General features: G+C 66.6%; 18 protein-coding genes and 1 pseudogene. 2 read left to right on the top strand and 17 right to left on the bottom strand.

What is annotated here, in order from left to right; translation table 11 throughout:
* Nucleotides 1-11 precede the first annotated feature (11 nt).
* The 11 genes from gspG to AC07S4_RS27995 form a co-directional block, all read right to left on the bottom strand.
* The gene (gspG, locus tag AC07S4_RS28045; protein ID WP_494989726.1) at nucleotides 12-455 is read right to left on the bottom strand and encodes a type II secretion system major pseudopilin GspG; all 444 of its coding nucleotides are present in this window, start codon (nucleotides 453-455) and stop codon (nucleotides 12-14) included.
* Between the two features lie 145 nt (nucleotides 456-600).
* Complete coding sequence (locus AC07S4_RS28040) at nucleotides 601-3,774, bottom strand: S8 family serine peptidase (RefSeq protein ID WP_494989725.1); 3,174 nt, start codon at nucleotides 3,772-3,774, stop codon at nucleotides 601-603.
* Nucleotides 3,775-3,814: 40 nt separating this feature from the next.
* The gene (locus AC07S4_RS28035; protein ID WP_494989724.1) at nucleotides 3,815-4,540 is read right to left on the bottom strand and encodes an NF038120 family PEP-CTERM protein; all 726 of its coding nucleotides are present in this window, start codon (nucleotides 4,538-4,540) and stop codon (nucleotides 3,815-3,817) included.
* Nucleotides 4,541-4,797: 257 nt separating this feature from the next.
* Nucleotides 4,798-5,235 (bottom strand): hypothetical protein, encoded by a 438-nt coding sequence (locus AC07S4_RS28030; RefSeq protein WP_494989723.1) that lies wholly within the window; start codon nucleotides 5,233-5,235, stop codon nucleotides 4,798-4,800.
* A gap of 58 nt (nucleotides 5,236-5,293) precedes the next feature.
* A complete protein-coding gene (locus tag AC07S4_RS28025; RefSeq protein WP_494989722.1) occupies nucleotides 5,294-6,085 on the bottom strand; it encodes a LuxR C-terminal-related transcriptional regulator in 792 nt (263 codons plus the stop codon).
* A 13-nt stretch (nucleotides 6,086-6,098) separates the two neighbouring features.
* Entirely contained in the window at nucleotides 6,099-6,833 is a 735-nt protein-coding gene (locus tag AC07S4_RS28020) for a winged helix-turn-helix domain-containing protein (RefSeq protein WP_494989721.1), read from the bottom strand.
* 177 nt (nucleotides 6,834-7,010) lie between these two features.
* A complete protein-coding gene (locus AC07S4_RS28015) occupies nucleotides 7,011-7,661 on the bottom strand; it encodes an NF038129 family PEP-CTERM protein (RefSeq protein WP_494989720.1) in 651 nt (216 codons plus the stop codon).
* A 12-nt stretch (nucleotides 7,662-7,673) separates the two neighbouring features.
* Entirely contained in the window at nucleotides 7,674-10,676 is a 3,003-nt protein-coding gene (locus AC07S4_RS28010) for an ExeM/NucH family extracellular endonuclease (protein WP_494989719.1), read from the bottom strand.
* Between the two features lie 162 nt (nucleotides 10,677-10,838).
* Nucleotides 10,839-11,801, bottom strand: coding sequence for a TIGR03790 family protein (locus AC07S4_RS28005; protein ID WP_494989718.1), 963 nt, complete (start codon nucleotides 11,799-11,801; stop codon nucleotides 10,839-10,841).
* Nucleotides 11,802-11,945: 144 nt separating this feature from the next.
* A complete protein-coding gene (locus AC07S4_RS28000; protein ID WP_494989717.1) occupies nucleotides 11,946-12,479 on the bottom strand; it encodes an FxDxF family PEP-CTERM protein in 534 nt (177 codons plus the stop codon).
* 280 nt (nucleotides 12,480-12,759) lie between these two features.
* Nucleotides 12,760-13,521, bottom strand: coding sequence for a DUF4349 domain-containing protein (locus tag AC07S4_RS27995; protein WP_494989716.1), 762 nt, complete (start codon nucleotides 13,519-13,521; stop codon nucleotides 12,760-12,762).
* Between the two features lie 119 nt (nucleotides 13,522-13,640).
* Here AC07S4_RS27995 and AC07S4_RS27990 point away from each other — a divergent pair, with 119 nt between their 5' ends.
* Nucleotides 13,641-13,841: a heavy-metal-associated domain-containing protein gene (locus tag AC07S4_RS27990; RefSeq protein ID WP_494989715.1), complete on the top strand. Its 201-nt coding sequence runs from the start codon at nucleotides 13,641-13,643 to the stop codon at nucleotides 13,839-13,841.
* Nucleotides 13,842-13,854: 13 nt separating this feature from the next.
* On the opposite strand, the gene AC07S4_RS27985 is transcribed toward AC07S4_RS27990, so the two are convergent.
* The gene (locus AC07S4_RS27985; RefSeq protein ID WP_494989714.1) at nucleotides 13,855-14,562 is read right to left on the bottom strand and encodes a glutathione S-transferase; all 708 of its coding nucleotides are present in this window, start codon (nucleotides 14,560-14,562) and stop codon (nucleotides 13,855-13,857) included.
* Nucleotides 14,563-14,638: 76 nt separating this feature from the next.
* Here AC07S4_RS27985 and AC07S4_RS27980 point away from each other — a divergent pair, with 76 nt between their 5' ends.
* A complete protein-coding gene (locus AC07S4_RS27980; protein WP_494989713.1) occupies nucleotides 14,639-15,400 on the top strand; it encodes a sulfite exporter TauE/SafE family protein in 762 nt (253 codons plus the stop codon).
* On the opposite strand, the gene cueR is transcribed toward AC07S4_RS27980, so the two are convergent.
* The 5 genes and pseudogenes from cueR to AC07S4_RS27955 form a co-directional block, all read right to left on the bottom strand.
* On the bottom strand, nucleotides 15,390-15,776 hold the full coding sequence (cueR, locus tag AC07S4_RS27975) for a Cu(I)-responsive transcriptional regulator (protein ID WP_161072645.1): 387 nt from the start codon (nucleotides 15,774-15,776) through the stop codon (nucleotides 15,390-15,392). The genes AC07S4_RS27980 and cueR overlap by 11 nt on opposite strands.
* A 3-nt stretch (nucleotides 15,777-15,779) precedes the next feature.
* Nucleotides 15,780-16,625 carry a FecR family protein gene (locus tag AC07S4_RS27970; protein ID WP_494989712.1) on the bottom strand — a complete coding sequence of 282 codons (846 nt, stop codon included), beginning with the start codon at nucleotides 16,623-16,625 and terminating at the stop codon, nucleotides 15,780-15,782.
* A 45-nt stretch (nucleotides 16,626-16,670) separates the two neighbouring features.
* A complete protein-coding gene (locus AC07S4_RS27965) occupies nucleotides 16,671-18,248 on the bottom strand; it encodes a ShlB/FhaC/HecB family hemolysin secretion/activation protein (RefSeq protein WP_494989711.1) in 1,578 nt (525 codons plus the stop codon).
* Nucleotides 18,249-18,298: 50 nt separating this feature from the next.
* The gene (locus AC07S4_RS27960) at nucleotides 18,299-19,078 is read right to left on the bottom strand and encodes a FecR family protein (RefSeq protein WP_494989710.1); all 780 of its coding nucleotides are present in this window, start codon (nucleotides 19,076-19,078) and stop codon (nucleotides 18,299-18,301) included.
* A gap of 4 nt (nucleotides 19,079-19,082) precedes the next feature.
* Nucleotides 19,083-19,822 (bottom strand): annotated as a pseudogene (locus AC07S4_RS27955) (hypothetical protein); the annotation flags it as partial.

Raw genomic sequence — 19,822 nt, 5'->3', positions numbered from 1 at the left:
CGAGGCCGGGCTTACTGGGACGAGATGTCGGCGTCTTCGCCGGCGCCGCCAGGCTGGCCGTCCTTGCCCAGCGAGATGATCTCGTACTCGCCCTTGGTGCCGGGTGCGCGGTACTGGTAAGGCTTGCCCCACGGATCGGGCGGCACGCCTTTTTTCAGGTAGGGACCGTTCCATTTCGCGCCGGCCGATGCGGGCGCGGCCAGCAGCGCGGCCAGGCCTTCTTCGGCGCTGGGATAGCGGCCCACGTCCAGGCGGTAGGTATCCAGCGACTTCTCGAAGGCCTCGATCTGGGCCTTGGCGATGGTGACTTCCGACTTGCCCAGCTGGGAGAAGTATTTGGGGCCGACATAGGCCGCCAGCAGGCCGATGATGACGATCACCACCAGCAGTTCCAGCAGGGTGAAACCGGCGGCGCGGCGCGGCGCTTTGTTACCGTGTAGCTGTGCTGCGTGCATCCGAACGACTCCTTATTTACTACTCTAGGCTGAATCCGCCTAGCCTACCACGGGGTTTAAGCATTCGACAACGTTTTCCGCAATAAAAACAGCCGCGCGGGACACGCCCGCGCGGCTGTGATTTACGGCTCTTGCCGAGCGACAATTAGTCGATCAGTTTCGAGCGCGTGCGTTCCGTTTCCGCCACAGGAATGCTGGCCGAGCCGGTGTTGATGTTGACGATGGTGGTGGTCTGCACGTTGCCGTTCAGATCCTGGAACTGGATACCGCCCAGATAGGAGGTATCGTTGGCCAGGCCGGACCAGGTGGCGACGATGCTGGCGGCCACGTTGGCCACCACTTTACCCGGCAGCACCACGGTGAACTTGCCGCCCACATCCGCCGTGCTCACCACGGTCGATTGCAGCTTGTGCGACATGCTGGCGCCGCCGCCGTAGGCCGTTACGCACACCTTGTAGTTGCCCGCGTCCGGACCGGCGATCTGCGCCGACTCGTTGCTGCCGTCGTTGCCCGAATAGATCCAGGCGCCGGACGGGGTCAGCACGCCCATGTCGTTGTCGTCCCCGGCGCTGCCGACGTCCGCATCGCGCAGTGCGAAGCGGGCCGCAACGGTACCGGCGGGAATCGCCACGTTGTACACCTTCACGTTCGGCAGGTCGTTGCCGGCCGCGCAGGCGAGCTTCAGGTTGGCCGAGCTCAGCGGTCCCGGAGTCAGCGTCACCGCGCTGCCCAGGGTAGGCGCCTTCAGGCCGCCCTTGAGGGCGGTCATGCGGCCGTTGAAGGTGGCTTTCATCGGGAAGATGCGGGTACCCGAGGTCTTGTCGCCGGTCAGCTGGGTGGTGCCGGCGATCGACTTGCCGGTGCGGGCCTGGATCGGGCTGCGCACCACGTGGGTGCCGTCGGTCCAGCTCAGGCTGCCGAAGTTCCACACGCCGTTGGCGGCGTTGGTGGTGGTCAGCTTGACGGTGAAGGCGGCGGTTTCGCCCGGCGCCAGCGTCAGGCTGGACGGCGTGACCACCGTGCTGAAGCCCGGCACCGAGGCAGTGGCGTTGTAGGTGGCGCTGGCGCCGCCCACATTGGTCACCGAACGGCGCACGGTGACGCTGTTCTGCACGCCGCCGATGGTGATCGAAGGCAGGTTCAGGTTGTAGGTCTCGTCCAGCGTGCCGTACAGGGTGCAATCGCTTTGCGGTTGCACGGCGGCCTTGTTCACCTTGCACTGGTAAGCCACGTAGTCGGGCTTTTTCAGGTCGTACACCAGGCCCGGATCGGCGGCCTTGTTCGGGTCGACGTGGCCGGCGCCTTGCGACCATGGCAGCAGACCGTTCTGCGCGCCGGCCAGGCCGTCGTTCAGGGTGCTGTAGGCGGTGGTCATCAGCGCCGACTTGATGGCGGCCGGGGTCCAGTCCGGATGCAGCTGGCGCATCAGCAGGCCGAGGCCGGCCACGTGCGGGCTGGACATCGACGTGCCCTGGTAGGACGCGTAGGCCGCTGGCGGCACCAGGGTGCCGGCGGCCACGGCGGCGTGTTCGGCCGGGGTCAGCGCAGCGGTCACGCTGGCGATCACGTCCACGCCGGGCGCGGTCAGGTCGGGTTTCAGCATATTGCTGTCGCCGGCGTTCGGGCCGCGCGAGGAGAAGCCGGCCATGATGGGGGCCGGCGCCGACTTGATGGCGAAGGCGCTGATGGCGGCGCTGGCCGCTTGCGTCTGGGCGTAGGTCTTGATGGCGGCGCCGTCGGCGGCCGTCACGTGCACGGTCGGCACCGAGTGCGCTTCCGAGACCAGGCCGCCGCCGTTGTCGGCCATGACCATGCCGATACCGCCGGCCTGCAGCACGGCCAGGCTCTTGTCGACACGGGCGTTCTCGCCGCGGGTGCAGACGACGACCTTGCCGGCGACCTTGTCCGGATCCAGTTTCACCTGGCCCAGGGCGGCGGCGGCGCCGGCGTCGCTGAAGCACAGGCTGGCGGCGCCGCCGCCCAGGCCGGCGTCTTCGGCGCGGATCAGCGGGGCGGAACCGAGCGGATTGACGTTCAGCGAGGCGCCGCTGTACTTGGCGCCGCTGCCCAGCGTGACGTCGGCCTGGGTGCTGCGGTCGTGGGTCGAGGCGGCCACCGTGGTCAGCCATGGGCTGACGTGGGCCACCGCTTGCGCCGGACCGCTGTTGCCGGCCGAGGCGGCCACGAACACGCCGGCCAGCGAGGCGCGGTAGAACGCTTGCTCGACCGGGTCGTTGACCGAGGTCTGGGAACCGCTGATCGAGTAGTTGATGACGTTCACGCCGTCCTTGACCGCTTCATCGATGGCCAGCACCGAGTCGGTGTTGTAGCAGGTGTTGCTGGCGTTGGTGCCGTCTTCGGCGGCCGGATCGTCGTAGGTCCAGCACACTTTGTAGGCGGCGATGCGGGCGCGCGGCGCCATGCCGGTGCTCGGTCCCATCGGCACGCCGTTGACGGTGGCGAAGGCGCCGTCGTTGCCGGCCGCGGTGGACGCGGTGTGGCTGCCATGGCCGCCGTGGCCGGTCGAGACGCCGTTGCTGCCGATGTTGGAGTCACGCGGCGAATAGAATTCGCTCCAGTTCTTTTTCGGACCGTTGGACGACACCAGGAAGCCGGCGTTGAAGTACTTGGCGCCGATCAGCTTGTTGTTGCAGTGCAGGCCGGCATCGAAGCCCTCGCCGCTCTGGCAGCCGCCCTTGAAGCTGGCAGGCGGGCTCAGGTAGGCCAGCGTGCCCGAGCCGTCGAAGGTCGGGTTGCCGTTGGCGTCGACGCGGTCGGCGAAGGCCGGGTTTTCCGGCCAGATGCCGCTGTCGACCACGCCGATCACCATGTTCTCGCCCTTCACCAGCTGGCCGCCGGTGAATTTCGACCACAGGCCGCCGTTCGTGCTCAGGCCCAGGAAGCGCGCGGTGGAGATGGTGTCGACGCGGCGCACGGCGTCGGCCTGCACGTCGGCCACGGCCGGATTGTTTTTCAGCGCCAGCACTTCGGCGTCGGTCAGCTGCACGGCGAAGCCGTTCAGCACCACGTCATAGTTGGCGATGACGGCGGGGTTGCCGACGCTGGCCAGCACTTCGGTCTTGCGGTCGCCCAGATAGCGGATGTATTCCTGCACGCTGGGCGCGCGGAAGTCGAACACTTCGCCGGGGGCCGGCTGGGTCGCAGCCAGGCCATTGACGCCGCCGTTGTAGGTGGCGGCGGGTTGGTCTGCCAGTTGCACGATGTAGGTGCGGCGCTCTTCTTGCGCGCTGGCGTTAATGGTCAGGCTGGACAGCAGTGCCAGCACTGCCAGCGAAATTGGACGCAGGTTCAGGTTCATGGTTTTTCCCGGAATGGATTAAGAATGGAACAGCACTGGTTCAAGCCGAACGGCGGCGGCGCAGCGCGCCCAGGCCGAGCAGGCCCAGGCCGAACAAGGCCATGCTGGTGGGTTCCGGGACAGTCACGATGTTGTCGAGTGCAATGTTGCCGATGCCATTGGTGCGGCTGCAGCTGCCCGTGGCGTCGCAACCGTAGCCATAGATGCGCACGAAGTTGACTTCATAGCCCGCCAGCGGCGACAGGCTGTAGCTGGCGAAGTTGAAGGCGCCGCCGGTCGGGCCAGGCAGGAAGATGGTCTGGGAGTTGCCCACGGCAACGCCGGCTGCGTTGAAGCCCTGGATCAGCAGTGCGCCCGCGGTGCTGGGGAACGTGGTGCCGTCGGCGCCGACATAGCTGGCCTGCAGGGAGCTCAGGTGGAAGTTGCTGCCGCTGTTCAGGCCGAAGTACAGATAGCCGTCATTCAGGCCGGTGTAGTAGTTGCTTTTGTTGTTGGTCGGACAGCCGCCGGAAATGCACAGGTCGTTGGTGGAGCCATCGACAATCACGCCGGCCAGGTCGGTGCTCTGCGTGGCGCCGTAGGCGTAGGTCTCGATCCAATAGTCGCCGGTGGACTGGTTTTGGCCCGCATACAGGATGGGCGAATCGGCAAAGCCGCTTTCAAAATTGAGTACTCCCGCTTGAGCGAAACTGCTGGCCGCCAGCGCCGCAATGCATGCCGCTTTTTTGACGAGTTTGCTCGTACCGCTTATCGTAAATTTAGCCACGAAATCCCCTGGATATAAATGGTTTCTTAGTTTTGAGAAAGCTATCTTGTCTTGTGGACAGATAACTTGCCGGCCTCAACCACTCCCCTAGTTGAGTCCGTTCCTTTAAGCATTTACCGTGCCTATGAAATATTTTCAAAAGAATCAGGAAGTTGATTCATTTGCATGGTTGCAAGGAACTCAAACTGTAAGATTTGTCGACAAAAAATGTTTCCAGCGCGAATTAATTTCACGCAAATGAAGAAACAATCGAAATGTCAGTCGGCGCGGCCGGACGGCCCGCCAGGAAGGGTGCGGCAATAGCCGGCGAGGCAGCCGACGGCAGGCTGCGGAATGGCCTGGCAGGTGGAGGCCATGCCCTCTTTCTCAGCCACCTCGTTGGCGCTTTTGCGCAGCGCGGTGTAGCGTTCCGCGAGCGGAGCGGCGGCGGCCATCTGCGCGGAGGACATGGCCAGCCAGGCCGACGGGCCGCCGCACAGGCGCGCGCCGACCGGCACCGCATGGCAGCCGGCGGAAGAGGTGCAGGTGGAGGCGGCCTCCATGGCGTGCAGGCGCTGCAGCAGCTCGGGCAAGGCGGCCGCGCCGGACCGCGGCTGGGTCGCGGTGTCGCCACCGCTGCCGCCGGCGAGCGCGGCGCAGCCGAGCAAGACGCCGGCGGCGGCAAGGACGAGCAGCGTGGTCAGGCGCATGGTCATGGGCGGTGGGCACCGGCGAGGAAGGAATCATCCATCATGTGCTTGTGCGGGCGCCGCGTCAAGCGCGCGCTGCGCCGCCGTCCAGCAGCCGCAGCGCCATGCCGCGCGCCACCGCCTGCGTGCGGTTGCTGACGCCCAGCGTCTTGTAGATGCGCTGCAAATGGTTTTTCACGGTGAGGCCGCTGATGCCGAGGATCTGCCCCACTTCGGTGTTGCTCTTGCCTTCCCTGACCCAGTGCAGGATTTCCATTTCGCGCCGGCTGACGGGGCGCTCGGGTGGGGCGGCGGCGGGCCCGGCGTCCAGGCGCAGCAAGGCGAAGTGCAAGTGGGGCAGCAGCAGCTCGAGAAAATACGCCTGGCGCGGACCGGGCCGCTGGGGCATGCCGAACAGCGCAAAGCAGGTACCGCCGCCGGGCAGATCGCCGCTGCCGTGCAGCAGCACATTGTCCAGGCCCATACGCTGCAGGTCCGGACCAAATGCGGCCCACGGCTCGGCGGCGGCACCGGCGGCACCGGCGGCGACAGCGGCCGGCAAGGCCTGCCCGCCGGCGCGCGCACGGGCGTGGCGGGCAAGCCGCGGCGCCAATCCCTGCGCAGGGTCGCACAGCTGCTTGAGCACCGCCGGGTCGAGCACGGTGCCGTGCAGGCATTCGGTGCGCAGCAAGCCGCCGTGCGCACCGCCTGCCGGACTGAACTGCATGCAGACCATCACGCGGTGCGGCAGCAGCGCTTGCAGTTGGCCTTGCGTCCACAGGAAATAGCTGCGCAATTCGCGCACGGACAGCGACGCCTCGATGGCGCCCAGCAGGTACTCCTGCTCCAGCTTGCTCAGGATGACCGTGTGCTCCATGGCGCGCCGGGCCTCAGGCAGTGGCGGCGACGCGGGCCGTGAAGCGGTAGCCGCAGCCGCGCACGGTTTCGATATGGTCGTGGTAGCCGCCGGGCTGCAAGGCGTTGCGCAGGCGGCCGACATGCGCGTCCACGGTGCGCTCGTCCAGGCAGGCGTCCGTGCCCCACACCAGGTCCAGCAACTGCGCGCGGCTGTACACGCGCTCCGGATGCCGCATCAAAAAATGCAGCAGGCGGAACTCCACCCGCCCGAGACTGAGCTGGCGCCCGCCTGCGATGACGCGCTGGGCGGCGGCGTCCAGCCGCAGCGTGGCCAGCTGCAGCGTGTCCTTCCCTGCCATGGCGCCGTCCTGCGCGCCGGCGTGCAGCGCGGCATGCGCCTGGCGGCGCAGCACCGCGTGCATGCGGGCCAGCGTTTCACGCGGGCTGAAGGGCTTGGTGATGTAGTCGTCGGCGCCGCTTTCCAGCGCCATGATTTTGTCGGTCTCGGCGGCGCGCGCGGTCAGCATAATGACGGGCAAATCCTCGGTGCGCGGCTGCGCGCGCAGGCGGCGCAGCAGGGACAGGCCGGACTGCCCGGGCAAGTCCCATTCCACCAGCAGCAGCGCGGGCGAGACGGTTTCCAGCATCAGCAGCGCGCTTTCGGCGTCCAGCGCGCACAGCGGCTGGTGGCCGGCCTGGCGCAGGTTCAGCGCCAACAGCTGCTGGACCTGCGGATCGCAGTCGATGATGAGGATGGGGGATGGCATGGAAACACTATGCATCAGCCCGGATAGTGCTTACTAATACAATTTAATTGCGCGATTCATAGGATTTCCGACTAAATTTTCGGCCGCCCTATGAAAAACGCGCCGTCCCTGGCGGGACGGCGCGCATGGTTCAGGCGCTGACGCGCGCACCGGCCGGTGCGCGGATACAACAAACTATCAAGCCGCCAGTGCCATATCCTGGCGAGGCAGGCCGGCCGTGGCGCGGCGGCGGCGCAGCACCAGCGCCATCAGCGCCAGGCCGGTGCCGCTCAGCAGCCAGTCCGACGGTTCCGGCACGGCGCTCACCGCGCCCGGATCGCCGGGGCCGTTGCCGATCGAGCCGCCGCCGCCCGGCGTGGTGGGCGGGGTCCACAGGTACTGGGCAATGGCGCCGGTCACCGGATCGTAATTGCCAACCAGATTGCCCAGGCTGTCGAAGGCACTGATGCTGAAGTTGGACTTATAGCCCGACACCGGATCTATGCCGCCGGCAAAACTCAGGTCGAACGACAGCACCTTGTCGAACGTGAGCGCGAAGGCCAGCTCGGTGAGGGTCAGATTGCTGAACAGGTAGCCCCCCGCTTGCGGCGTAACATTGAAGTTATAGTCGACCACTGCGTCGTCGAAGTTCACCAGGCTGGACATGGTGGCCGTGGCCTCCACACCATTGCCGTTGGAACTGAACTGGAAGTCCAGATAGCCGCCCGCCACGCCGAAGGTCCGGGTGTCGACGGAGACGATGACGCCGGCCGAGGCCAGGCCGCTGACGGCCGCCAGCACCAGGCTGAGCGCCGCAGTGCGCAGGGTTTTGCTGAAGAAGTTATTCATGGTTAATTTTCCTTAGAAGCTGCCGGTGTAGAACTTGGGCGTGAAGGTCACGACCGCTTTATTCGGATTGCTGAAGGTCAGCGCTACCGTCATGGTGGCGCCGGGCGCCAGCGTGCCGCCCAGCGTGACGTAGGGCGCGCCGCCGAAGCTGCCGCTGGCGTTGTCCAGCACCAGGCCGTTGCCCAGGCCGTTCAATTGCAGCTGGAACGGGCCGGTCAGCGGCGTGCTGCCGGTGTTGGTCACGGTGATCACGCCGGCCGACTTCTGCGTGAAGCGGTTGTACACCGTGCCCTGCTGCACGAACTTGACGCCGGCGCTGATGTCGACGAACTTCGGCTGCAGGTTCAGGCTCACCACCACCGGATCATGGTCCGAGGCGCGGTAGGCCAGCGCGTTGTACAGGTCCTGCGGCTTGCCGTCGGTGTTGTAGTCGATCACGGTCGGCTCGTCGGCGTTCAGGTGCCATTCGGCGGCGCCGGCCACTTGCGGGCTCAGCGAGGCGCTGGCCAGCGCGTGGTCCAGATAGCCGCTATTGCTGCCGAACACGTAGGAGTAAGGCATGCCTTGCGGACGCACATAGCGCTCCAGCTGGTTGACGAAGCCCGCGTTGGTCATCACGAAGACCGGGTCTTCCATGCCATAGGAGTTCATGTCGCCGATCAGCAGCACGTCCGGATCGCCGGCGGCGGCCACCACTTGCGGCACGAAGCTGTTCACCAGGCGCGCGGCCTGCAGCTTGCGGGTGTTGTTCCAGCAGCTCTGGCTGTCGCCCTTGTCGGCGTCCAGGCCGGTGCCGGACGGGCAGCTGCCTTTCGACTTCAGGTGGTTCACCACCAGCGAGAACTTCTCGCCGTTGTTGGCCAGGAAGGTTTGCGCCATCGGCGGACGGTTGTTGACGCTGTCGTCGTCCGACAGCGCGCCACCCACCAGGGTCAGCTTGGACGGCTTGTAGATCATGGCGACGCGGATGGCGTCGGTGCCGGTGGCGGCCGGCGCAGGCACCACGGCGTACACCGGCGAACCGACGGCCGCGTTCAGCGCGTTGGTCAGGTAGGTCACCGCGTAGTCGCCGTTGTTCTGGATTTCCATCAGGCCGTAGACGTCGGCGTCGATGGCTTTCAGTTCGGCCACGATCTTGTCGCGCTGGCGCTCGAACTCCACCAGATTGTCGGCGCCGCGGCAGTTGCTCAAGGTGGTGGTGCTGCCGACCTTGCAGCCCGCCACGGTCTGGCCTTCCACGTTGCGGCCGTTGGTGAAGGTGGTGAAGAAGTTCAGCACGTTGGCGCTGGCCACTTTCACGTTGCCGGGTGCCAGCTCGGGTGCGCCTTCGCGCGGATTGGTGCGCGAGAACACCGGCGGCGATACCGGCTGCAGCTTGAAGGTGGTGATGCTGCCGCCGGCGGCGCCGAAGTCGATCACGCCCACCAGGTCGGTGACGGTGTCGCCCACGCGCACGGTGCCGTCCTGGCCGATGTAGGGGATGGTGGCGGGCGTGACGAACAGGCCGTCGTCCAGCACGATCATGCCGGCGGCGTTGGAGGCCGCCAGCGCATACGCCTCCGGCGAGCGCGCAGGGTAGCGGTTGGTCGGCACTTCCAGGCGGCCATTGGCCAGCGTCAGTTCGCCGCGGTCGCCCAGGAACTCAGCCTGGTTGACGGTCAGCGGACGGGTGAAGCGCACCAGCATGCCTTCCACCTGCGCCAGGTTGTCGCCCAGTTCGACGTTGACCGGCGTGATGGCCGGGCCGTCGCCCATGGGCACCACGGCGCTCACGTCCTTGAACTCGGTATAGGAGCGCTTGGCGCCGGTCGGCACGTATTCGTACACCAGGCCGGTCACGCGGGCGATCTGGCCCACTTGCACGGTCGGCGCGGTGGAGGTGAAGACGAAGATGCCGTCCGAGCTGGTGACGTCGTTGTCGCCCACCGGGTCCTGCATGAAGAAGCCGTTGGACACCTTCAGTGTTACCACGCCTTCGGCGGTCTGGACGGTGTTGGCGAACGGGCTAGGCGTGTCGCCGTTGCTGGCGCCCTGGATCTGCGGGATGGTCTTGGTGACGCTGGCCAGGCCGGTGACCTTGACGGTGACCGGGCAGGTGGCGAACTGGTTGCCGTCGTTGGCGAACTCGATGGTGACCGGGTAGTTGCCGACGGCCAGGCTGGCCGCCGCGCTCAGGTTGACGCTGGCGGTGCCGCCCACTGCGCCGGCGGCGGTGAAGCCGTCCAGGCTGATGCCGGCCATGCCGCCGATCGAAATGCTGGCGCTGGTGACGATGCTGTCTTCATCGGTTGCGGTGAGCGGCACGCTGCCGCTATAGCCCTGCGCGACGGACAGCGTGGATGGGCAGGTGGCGACGATGGGCTTGACCACCGTGGCGCCGCAAGCCAGCGTCACGGAGGTGTTGCGCGGATTCGGCGCCAGCACTTCGAAGTCGGCGCCGTTGTTGTCGGTGTCGGTGCAGCCATTGCCCTTGCGCAGCGCGGCGGTCAGGTTGCCCAGCGTGCCGGTCGGCGCGCTGCCCTCGAAGAAGGTGGCGGTGCTGCCGTAGCCGACCAGGTCGAGCAGCGCCGCACCGCTAGGATTGACGACGGTGAAGGCGGTGGTGGTGTTGGCCAGCGCGACCTTGCCGGCGCCGGCCGCCATGGTAATCGTGCCGACCTTGTCGGCCGTCACGGTGGTGGCGGTGCCGCCCGTGCCCGCGCTTTCCTGGACCATGTAGTACTGACCCGGCTGCAGCATGACGTTGGTCAGCGGCGTGACCGACCAGCTGCTGCCGGTGGCGGACGCGTACTGCACGCTCCAGCCGTTGAGCGACACGGGGCTGCCGCTGCGGTTGTAGAGTTCAATGAAGTCGTGTTTCAGCACGGCGCCAGTGGCGCCGCTGCCATTGCCGCCCGCGCCGTAGACCTGGCTGATGACGACGGCCGAATCGGCCAGGGCGGGAGCGGACAGGCTGGCCAGCAAGGCGGCCAGCACGGTGAGGCGGCCTGGCGCGGCGGGGGCGGATGGTTTCATATGCGGTCCTGGTGTGGGAAGGCGTTAACAAAATGATTTCTATAGTTGCTATCTGCATATTAATATAATCACATGACAAATTGATGACTTGTCATTAGTCCGAACGGACTAAAGTTGTAACGATCCGACAAATGTCTCAATTGCGGCGCTCAGTTGCGGCGCTCAGTTGCGGCGATAAGGCGCGGCCAGCGGCTCGCCGATAAACACACCCTGCGCCGGCCAGGACACGCTTTTCCAGTAGGCCTCCAGGGCGGTGTCGCCGTTCAGGTAGTGGCGCAGCAGCACCGTGGGGTGGGGGAATTTCTGCCAGTAGTTGCAGGGCTCGCTGACCGTGCCGTAGCTGGCGGTGGCGCCCGCCTCCAGCCAGCGCAGGCTGCTCATCTGCGTGGCGCCGTACAGGTCGCCGCCGAAGGAGGTCAGGTGGTCGGCCAGGGCGCCGGGCAGGAAGGCCAGCGTGTCCAGCTTGTCTACCGTGGCCATGCCGGTCTGGTACACCATGATGTCGCGCGCGCCTTCGAGCGTGTCCGCCTTCTGCTGGTGGATGGTGAGCTTGCGCTGCGCCAGCACGCCGGCGCGCGGATAGAACGGCACGCGGCTGTTGCGCTGCACTTCGCTGGTCTCCAGGTAGTAGGCGCCTGCGGCCGGCACGCGGAAACCGCTGGCCACGCCCCGCCCTATCAGCGCCTTGCCCTGCTCCACCGAATCGGCCGGCAGCAACATGGCCAGGCGCATGCCCAGCGCGCTGAACGGCCGCGCCATGGCAGGCCCGGCGGCGTTGAAATAGGCGCTGGGTTTGCTGGGCTGGCAGGTCTTGGCGCACAGGGCGCTGTCCAGGCCCAGCGTGTAGGCGGCGGTGATGCCGTTGCATTCGACCGCGTAAGGCGCGGTCCACACCATCAGCACGGCCTGGATCTCCGGGCCCAGCCTGGCGTCGATGTCGTCCTTGAGCTGGCGGAACTGCGCGGCGCCAAGCTTGCGCGGCTTGCCGGGTATGCGCACGTGCACCATGTTCGCGGCCGGAATGCCGCGCTGCCGGCGATAGTACTCGCCCAGTTCCACGCTGTTGGGGTCGTCGTCATTGATCACCACGGCCAGCTGGGCCGGCAGGAGGGCGGCCCGGGCCACCGGCGCGGCGGCGCAGCAGCACAGCGCCGCAAGCGCGGCGAAGAGGCGGAGTAAGCGGAAAATAGGATCTCCCGGCGTAAAAACGGAAGCCTGAGCCTCCGTTTTTATTATAGCGCCGTCAGGCGCCACGCCATGTTTGCGGAATCAAGCTTGATTTTTACGGCGGCGGGCCAGGAAACCCAGCACGCCCAGGCCGCCCAGCATCATGCCGTAGGTGGCTGGTTCCGGCACCGGCGCCAGGGTCAGGTGGCCGGCATAGCTGGCGTCGTTGGCCGACAGCACGGTGCCGCTCACTTGCAGATAGTAGCTGCCGGCGCTCAGCGGACCCATGGAATTGATGGTCCACACATCGGCGGCGCCGTTGCCGTGGTTGCTGCCGCCCAGCACCAGGCCAGCCGCGTTATACAGGCTCAGGCCGGTGATATCGATATTCTTGAGCGGCCCCGCGCCGGGCGAGACCGAGATCACGCCGCCGACGAAGTTGCTCAGGTTGCCGCTGGTGAAGGTGAAACGGTCGGTGAACAGGTCGCCCACGCTGTAAGCGGTCAGGTCGCGGCCGAAGTGCGCCGTGTTGCCGGTCAGTGCGGCGGCGGTGGTCTGGCTGATGTCGGCTGCGTGCGCCAGGCTGGCGCCGGCAGTGGCGCCCACCAGTGCCAGCGCGACTGCGATGGATTTCATTTTGATCATATTACCCCCGTAAAAAAGGATGAAAGGCAGGAAAGCTGTCGTGTGCGCACAAGACTGCCTAAGCATCCTAGCATGATCAAAACGAAACATTAACAAGGAAATATGTAAAAATTTCCTTTCAAAAACAATGCCTTACGTAAATTTGGAGCTCCCGCAGGCCAGCAAGCCCGGCAGTTAGCGGCTTGCCGCGCCAGCGTCCGAACCGCGTAGGAACAGGCCTACAAAAACGCGAGCCATAGAGGAAGGTACGCCGCTTTCGTCCCCGGGGGTTTTATTTGCGTCTCAATTTGCGCCAAAGCTTGCGGCCGCCCAGACAAGCGGCAAACGCCGCAAGCAGCCATGGCAGGATATACGCAAGCCCCGTAATCAGGCTCGATACCCCTTGCGACAAATTGCCCATAAAGCCGGACAGCGCGGCGCCGATCGGCGACCAGAACGATCTGTGCTGGCGCGCATCGATCTGGATGGTCAGCAGATCCAGATTGACCCGCTCCAGCAGATGCGCATTTTGCCCCACCGCCTGTTCCAGCTCCGACTGCACCGACGCCAGCTCCTTGGACAGCTTCATCAGGGCATCGACGCTATTGCCCGCCTTGCCCTCCAAATCCTTCAGCTTCCGCTCGTAGCCCTTGAGCATGTCGAGCCGCTTGTTGCTGTCAATGACGGACTTGGCCAGGTCGTCAACATGGACTTGCTGTCTTTGCACCGTGCCGCCGGACGAGGCCAGCGCCACCAGCTTGGCGACGCCGGCCGGCTTGGCGCGCAGTTTCACAAGCGCACTGGGGTCGCGCCCCTGGCCGCTCGCGGACTCAAGCAAGGTACAGTTGTTCTCGCGGTCCGCGTGGCAAGCGGCAAGCAGTTGCTCCGCCAGCGGCCGCACGCGCGCCTCCTCGGTGTCGATAAAAACGCTGTGTTCGTAAGCAAGAAACCCGCCCCGGCCCTCCTTGACGGCCGCGCCGCCCGGCGAGCCGGTCTCCGCAGGATTGCTGCATGCAGTCAGTGCCACCACAGCAAGCCAAAATAATTGTTTCATGCCCGTCCCGTTGAATATCGTTGTGCCAAGAAAATAACACAGCGCCCTTGCTTGCGCCACGCTTGACCTTCCCACGGTGGGAAGGGCTACAGTACTTACATCACAACAAGGAGGTCGATATGTATCAGCTGCAAGTGGAAGAGATGAGCTGCGGGCATTGCGTGGCCAGCGTGACCAAGGCGGTGAAGGCGCTCGATGCGCAGGCCAGCGTGGCGGTGGACCTGGCCGCCGGCCAGGTGAAGGTGGAGTCCAGCGCGGCGCTGGAAGCGGTGAAGGCGGCCATCGCCGGCGCGGGCTTCCCGGTCAGCGCGGCGCAGTAAGGCCGGCCAGGGCCTATTCCAGCTCGGGGTAGCGGCGGAAAATGCCATCCTCGTTAAAGGGAATGCGCCGCTTCGACGCCAGGTAGGCTGCGATGCGGGGACGCTGCGCCACCATGGCGTGCAGCGCCGTTAAACCGGGCCAGCCGGGTTCCTGCTTCGCCATGGCCTTGGGGAAGGCGTAGCGCAAGCCTTCGATCAGCTGGAACAGCGACAGGTCCACATAGCTGAGGCGCTTGCCCACCATGTGGCGGCCGCCGTTGTTTTGCAGGATATGCTCGAAGTAGGCCAGGAACTTGGGAATGCGCGCGGCGGTGAAATCGGCCGCGCGCTGCTGCGCTGCCTCGCGCTGGTCTTCGTAGTACAGATTGGTGGAGATAGGGTGGTGGCTGTCGTGCGCTTCGTTGACGATGTCGGCGATGGTGAGCTGCAGCTGGTGCGCCCACAGCCAGCCCGCTTCTGCGCGCGGCGCCAGGCCGTGCCTGCGGCCCAGGTACAGCAGGATATTGGCAGTCTGCCCTATCAGCAACTGCCCCGCGCGCAGCACCGGCGGCGCAAACGCGGCGCGCGGCTCGTCGCCGGGGTCGATGGCCGCCTCGGTGGACGCCATGCCGCCCTTGCCCCGCGCCACGTCCCGGTAGCTGGCCCCCGCCTCCTCCAGCGCCAGCCTCACGAATTCGCCCCGTCCCTGGATGGTGGGCCAGTAGTACAGTTCATACTCCATCGTCCGCTCCCCTGCATAGTCTATGCCGGGATGATGCCGGAATTACGCCGCCGTGCGCGCCCGGCTATAATCGGGCATGTCTCCCGTGCCTCCACTCGAATTCCACACCGTCCTGCTGATCGCCGCCGCTGGCCTGTTTGCCGGGGTGCAGAACGCCCTCGCGGGCGGCGGCTCCTTCATCACCTTCCCCACCCTGCTGCTGGCCGGCCTGAACCCGGTGGCGGCGAATATGACGTCCACCATCGCCATGTTCCCCAGCCAGACCACGTCGGCCATCGCCGGCCGCAAGCTGGTGGGCGGCGTGGGCGGGCTGTCGTTCAAGCAGCTGTTCGCCATCAGCGTGGGCGGCGGCGTGATCGGCGCCATCCTGCTGATGGTGACGCCGCCGCTGTTCTTCTCCAAGCTGGTGCCGTGGCTGGTGCTGTTCGCCACCTCGGTGTTCGCCTGGGGCAGTTTCCGCAGCCAGCCGCTGCACGCGGTGGCCGGCATGCCCACCGGCGCGCTGGTGGCGGTGCAAAGCTGCATCGCGGTCTACGGTGGCTACTTCGGCGGCGGTATCGGCTTCCTGATGCTGGCCGCGCTCACCATCGCCGGCCAGCAGATCCGCATGGCCACGGCCACCAAGAACATGCTGGCGATGGCGATGAACGCGTCGGCGGCGGCCATTTTCGCGTTCTCGGGCATGATCAGCTGGCCGGCCGCGCTGGCGCTGTGCGCGGGCGGCATTGCGGGCGGCTTGTGCGGTTCATGGCTGATCCACCGCATGCCGGAGCGGCTGATGCGCGGCTTCGTGGTGGCGGTCGGCGCGGCGCTGACCGTGTGGATGTTTATTCGCTGAGCGTTTGCAGGATGGGACAGTCGGGACGCTGGTCGCCGTGGCAGCAGGAGGCCAGCGTGGCCAGCGTGTCGCGCATTTCCGTCAGCTCGCGGATGCGCTGATTCAGTTCGTCCACATGGGATAGCGCGATTTTCTTCACGTCCGCGCTGGCGCGCGCGCTGTCCTGCCAGAGCGACAGCAGGCCGCGTATCTGTTCCAGCGCGAAGCCCAGCTTGCGGGCGCGCTTGATGAAGCGCAGCGCGTGCAGATCCTTCTCGCCGTAGATGCGGTAGCCGGCCTCGCTGCGCCGGCTCTCGCTGACCAGGCCTATGCTTTCATAGTAGCGTATCATCTTGGCGCTCACGCCCGATGCCTGCGCAGCCTGGCCGATATTCATGGCTTAACGCACCTCGCAGTCAACCGTGTTCGACTTGCCCGGCGGGGCGGTGCTGCTGCCGGGCGTCGATATATTGAAAGCGGGCGGCGGCGCGAACTGCATGCCGGGATTCTGCGGCACGAGCACCGGCGGCTGCCTGAAGTTGGGCGTGAAGCCGAACTGGCCGGCAGAGAAGTTGGAGCTGCCGGACGGGTTGGTGACGTGGATCAGGCCATCGAGCACCTGCACATACAGGCCCGGCAACCGCGGGGGGCCGGCCGGCGGCGGCGGCAGCAGCGGCCCTTGCGCCAGCTGCAGCGGCGCAACCGGCATCACGCTGTCGCCCAGCGCGGCGGTGCTGGCGTTGAGCCAGGCCTGCAGCGAGGCCAGGGCGCGTTCTTCATCGGGCGGCACGTATTCGGCCACGAAGGTGGTGCCGCGTATGCCGATGGTGGCGCTCGGCGTCTTCAGCTCGAACTTTTCCTTGTTGCGCTTGCCCAGCAGGCCGGTCACGGAGCGCAGGCCGCCCTTCACCAGGCTGAAATTGGCGGCGTCGCCGTCCGGCTTGGCGTTGTCGAAGGCGTAGCTGTCGATCTTCATGGTGGTGGCCGGCTTGAGCGTCATCTCGCTGTTGTCGATGAAGCGCACCATGGCGTAGGTGTTCTTCTCGGTGACCAGCGTGTCGCCGCTTTCCACCTCGGACTTCAGCGACAGGATCTTGACCGCGCCGCTGGCCTTGCGCGCCAGCAGCGGGCCGCTCAGCTGCACCACGGTGCCGGCCACTTGCGCCGCCAGGGCCAGGGTGCAGCTGCACCACAGCAGCAGCACCAGCATGGCTTTCGTTGCAGACAGTTTTTTAGGCAGACTCATTTTGTATTCCCGATTCTTCGTGTAAGGCGCGCAAGTGCATCGCGCTCAATAGGCCAGGCCCAGCCGCACATGCAGGCGGTTGCCACCGTTATGCCCGGTGTCCCCGGCCTGCAGCACGTGGCCGTAGTCCAGTTGCAGGTTCGCAGAAGCGCCCATCGACACGCGCAGGCCCAGGCCGGTGCTGCCTATGGTGCCGCTGCCCGGCTCGCCGGCCAGCCCGTGGTTGCGCTTGGCGTAGGCGGCGTCGTAGAACGCCAGCGCGCGGCATTGCCAGCGCTCGTTCTTGCACAGATCCGGGGTGTACAGCTCCAGATTGGCGCTCAGGCCGCTGTCGTTCGAGACTTCGCGCTCGCTGAAGCCGCGCACGGAACCGGCGCCGCCGGCGCCGAACTGTTCGCCGGGGATCAGCGCGTCCGCCGTCAGCTGGCCGTTGACGATGGCGCGCAGCTGCCAGTCCTGCGGCAGGCTGCGGCTGTAGCTGCCCGACAGGCGCAGCAGGTTGTAGGCCGCCTTGGCGCCGTCACGGCTGAGGGTGAAGTCTTTCTGGCTGCCGCGCGAGCCGCCGGCCACGTTGTGCACCAGCGTGACCGAGCCGCCCAGTTCGGTGCCGCCGCCGCTCCAGCTGGCGACGTAGTTCACGCTCAGCGGATGGACCGTGACGTCGTTGCCGAAGTTGGTCCCCAGCAGCAGTACGCTGTTCTTGAAAGCCTTGTAGTCCACGCCGTAGACCAGGCGCGACTCGTAGTTGCCGCGCTTGGCCAGGCCGTGGGTATAGCGGGTGCCGAACACGGCGCCCTTGCCGCTGACCGCCAGGTCGAGGATGCCGGCCGACACGGTGCCGGAATCGACGTTGGAGTAGCTGCCGAAGAAGTCCAGCGAGTCGTTCAGGCTGTACAGGGGAATGTGATAGCCCACGCCGTACACTTTCACCGCGCCCGGCTTCTCGGCCGTGGTGGTGTACTGCAGGCTGGCCACATGGTCGCGGCCCCACAAATTGGCATGCTGCAGCACGAAGCCCAGGTGGGTCTTGCCGGTCTGCCCGGTGCCGGTGTTGTCGGCGTTGAGCATGGCCTTCCAGGGATTCTCGTCCGTCGTCTCCAGCGACGCATCGACTTCGCCGTCGGTGTCGCTGCTCTGCAGCTTCAGGTTCACTTTCTTGGCCGGGTTCTCATTGGCCAGGCGCAGATTGCCGGACACCTGCGTCAGATTCGGCGTCTTGCCCTCTTGCAGCGCGGGCAGGCTGCGGCGGATATTGGCTTCGTCGAAATGCTGGTTGCCCTTGACCTTGACGCGGCCTATCCTGGTTTCCACCACGTTCAGGCGCACCACGCCGCGGTCCAGTTCCTGCTCCGGCAGCTCCACGGTCACCACGTTGTAGCCGCGCGCCTGGTAGGCCGCCTCCAGCGCTTCCAGCGCCCGCTGCACGTCGCCGAAGTCGCGCTGCTTGCCTGCGTAGGGGGCCACCAGGCCGGCCACCTCGGCGGCGGGCAACAGGGTGTTGCCCGTTACGTCGAAACGGGTGATCTCAAAGCGAATCACGGCATCGGGCTCGGCGGCCCAGGCGGCGGTCACGGCGGCGGCAAGCACACTGCCTGCAAAAAAGCGCGCTAATTTCAATGTCATATTGGCTCTTGGTTTTTTTTGATGCTGCTGATGTGTGTTCAATCGGACTTTCAGTAGGCGTCTGCGGGCGGCGGCGGCGGCGCGAACGACGCGGGCGGACTGAACTGAATCCCCGGGTTGGCGGTCATTTTCACCGGCTTGGTGGTCAAGTCCTTGATGTAGCCGAACTGGCCGGGGTCGTACTGCCCCACGCCGGCCTGGTTGGTCACGGAGATGCCGCCCTCGCTGACATAGACGTGCAAGCCGGGCGGCAAACCGCCGGACGGCGGCGGCGCGGGCGGGATCATGGCGCTGCCCGACGGCGGCGCGGCCTGCTCGGGCGCCGCGCCCGCCTCCACGAATTCCAGGATGAAGGTGGTGCCCCGGATGCCGATGTTGGCGCTGGGCGTGCGGACCAGGAATTTGTCCTTGCTGCGCTGGCCCAGCAGGCCGCTGACCGAGCGCATGCCGCCCTTCAGCAGCTGGAAGCTGGCCTGGTCGTCGGCTTGCTTGCCGCGCGCAAAAGCGAACTGCTCCACCTGCAAGGTGGTGGACGGCTTCATGATGACTTCGCTGTTGTCGATAAAGCGCAGCTGCGCGTAGGCGCCGGCCTGGGTCTGCAGCGTGTCGCCGCTTTCCACTTCGGAGCGCAGCGCCAGCGGCTTGACGCTGCCGTCCGGCTTCTGCGCCAGCATGGCGCCGCTCAGCTGCACCACCGTGGCCGCCACCGGCGCGGCCAGCGCCGCAGCAGGCAGGGCCGCGAGGGCGGACAGCAGCAGGCCGGCCGCCAGCGCGCGGCGGCGGGCAGAACTGTGGGCGAGGCGGCAAGTAAGCGGCATGCGGGCGGCCATGGTCTTAGTTGCAGTACAGTTTTTTGACCGGCTCGGCTTTCGTGGCGAGACCGGCAGGGCCGCTGTCCTTGCTGTCTGCCTTCGTGCCGTCATCCTTCTTGGTATCCGAAGGCGCACTGTTGCCGGCGCTGCTGCTGCCGCTGCCGCTGCTGCCGGCGCCCTCGGGAGACGAACCGGCCTGCTTGACCGACGTGCTGGTGACAGTGTTGATGATGTTGACGGTGGAATTGAGCGCCTGGCCCACCGGCGCGGTCGAATCGTTCTGCGCTGCTGCGGCTGCGGCGTCTGCCGCTGCTTTCGCTGCGGCGTCCGCGGCCGCCTTCGCTGCGGCGTCCGCTGCCGCCTTGGCCGCCGCATCGGCTGCCGCTTTCGCTGCCGCGTCCGCCGCTGCCTTGGCCGCCGCGTCGGCCGCCGCTTTCGCCGCTGCGTCCGCCGCCGCTTTTGCTGCCGCGTCGGCTGCCGCTTTCGCTGCGGCGTCGGCCGCCGCCTTGGCTGCCGCATCGGCCGCCGCTTTCGCCGCCGCGTCCGCTGCTGCCTTGGCCGCCGCATCCGCTGCCGCCTTGGCGGCCGCTTCCTCCGCTGCCGCCTTGGCCGCCGCCTCCTCCGCTGCCTTGGCCGCCGCTTCCGCCGCCGCCTTGGCCGCCGCTTCCGCTGCCGCCTTGGCTGCTGCTTCCGCCGCCGCCTTCTCCGCTGCCGCCTTGGCCGCCGCTTCCGCCGCCGCCTTCTCCGCTGCCGCCTTGGCTG

Source organism: Pseudoduganella sp. GW821-FHT05F09 (assembly GCF_059419605.1).
Note: the sequence above shows the minus strand (reverse complement) of the source record. Positions and strands in the feature narration are given on the sequence as shown.

Coding starts and splice junctions, on each gene's coding strand:
- gspG (WP_494989726.1), bottom strand. CDS start 455: ATGCACGCAGCACAGCTACACGGTAACAAAGCGCCGCGCCGCGCCGCC.
- AC07S4_RS28040 (WP_494989725.1), bottom strand. CDS start 3,774: ATGAACCTGAACCTGCGTCCAATTTCGCTGGCAGTGCTGGCACTGCTG.
- AC07S4_RS28030 (WP_494989723.1), bottom strand. CDS start 5,235: ATGACCATGCGCCTGACCACGCTGCTCGTCCTTGCCGCCGCCGGCGTC.
- AC07S4_RS28025 (WP_494989722.1), bottom strand. CDS start 6,085: ATGGAGCACACGGTCATCCTGAGCAAGCTGGAGCAGGAGTACCTGCTG.
- AC07S4_RS28020 (WP_494989721.1), bottom strand. CDS start 6,833: ATGCCATCCCCCATCCTCATCATCGACTGCGATCCGCAGGTCCAGCAG.
- AC07S4_RS28015 (WP_494989720.1), bottom strand. CDS start 7,661: ATGAATAACTTCTTCAGCAAAACCCTGCGCACTGCGGCGCTCAGCCTG.
- AC07S4_RS28010 (WP_494989719.1), bottom strand. CDS start 10,676: ATGAAACCATCCGCCCCCGCCGCGCCAGGCCGCCTCACCGTGCTGGCC.
- AC07S4_RS28000 (WP_494989717.1), bottom strand. CDS start 12,479: ATGAAATCCATCGCAGTCGCGCTGGCACTGGTGGGCGCCACTGCCGGC.
- AC07S4_RS27995 (WP_494989716.1), bottom strand. CDS start 13,521: ATGAAACAATTATTTTGGCTTGCTGTGGTGGCACTGACTGCATGCAGC.
- AC07S4_RS27990 (WP_494989715.1), top strand. CDS start 13,641: ATGTATCAGCTGCAAGTGGAAGAGATGAGCTGCGGGCATTGCGTGGCC.
- AC07S4_RS27985 (WP_494989714.1), bottom strand. CDS start 14,562: ATGGAGTATGAACTGTACTACTGGCCCACCATCCAGGGACGGGGCGAA.
- AC07S4_RS27980 (WP_494989713.1), top strand. CDS start 14,639: ATGTCTCCCGTGCCTCCACTCGAATTCCACACCGTCCTGCTGATCGCC.
- cueR (WP_161072645.1), bottom strand. CDS start 15,776: ATGAATATCGGCCAGGCTGCGCAGGCATCGGGCGTGAGCGCCAAGATG.
- AC07S4_RS27970 (WP_494989712.1), bottom strand. CDS start 16,625: ATGAGTCTGCCTAAAAAACTGTCTGCAACGAAAGCCATGCTGGTGCTG.
- AC07S4_RS27965 (WP_494989711.1), bottom strand. CDS start 18,248: ATGACATTGAAATTAGCGCGCTTTTTTGCAGGCAGTGTGCTTGCCGCC.
- AC07S4_RS27960 (WP_494989710.1), bottom strand. CDS start 19,078: ATGGCCGCCCGCATGCCGCTTACTTGCCGCCTCGCCCACAGTTCTGCC.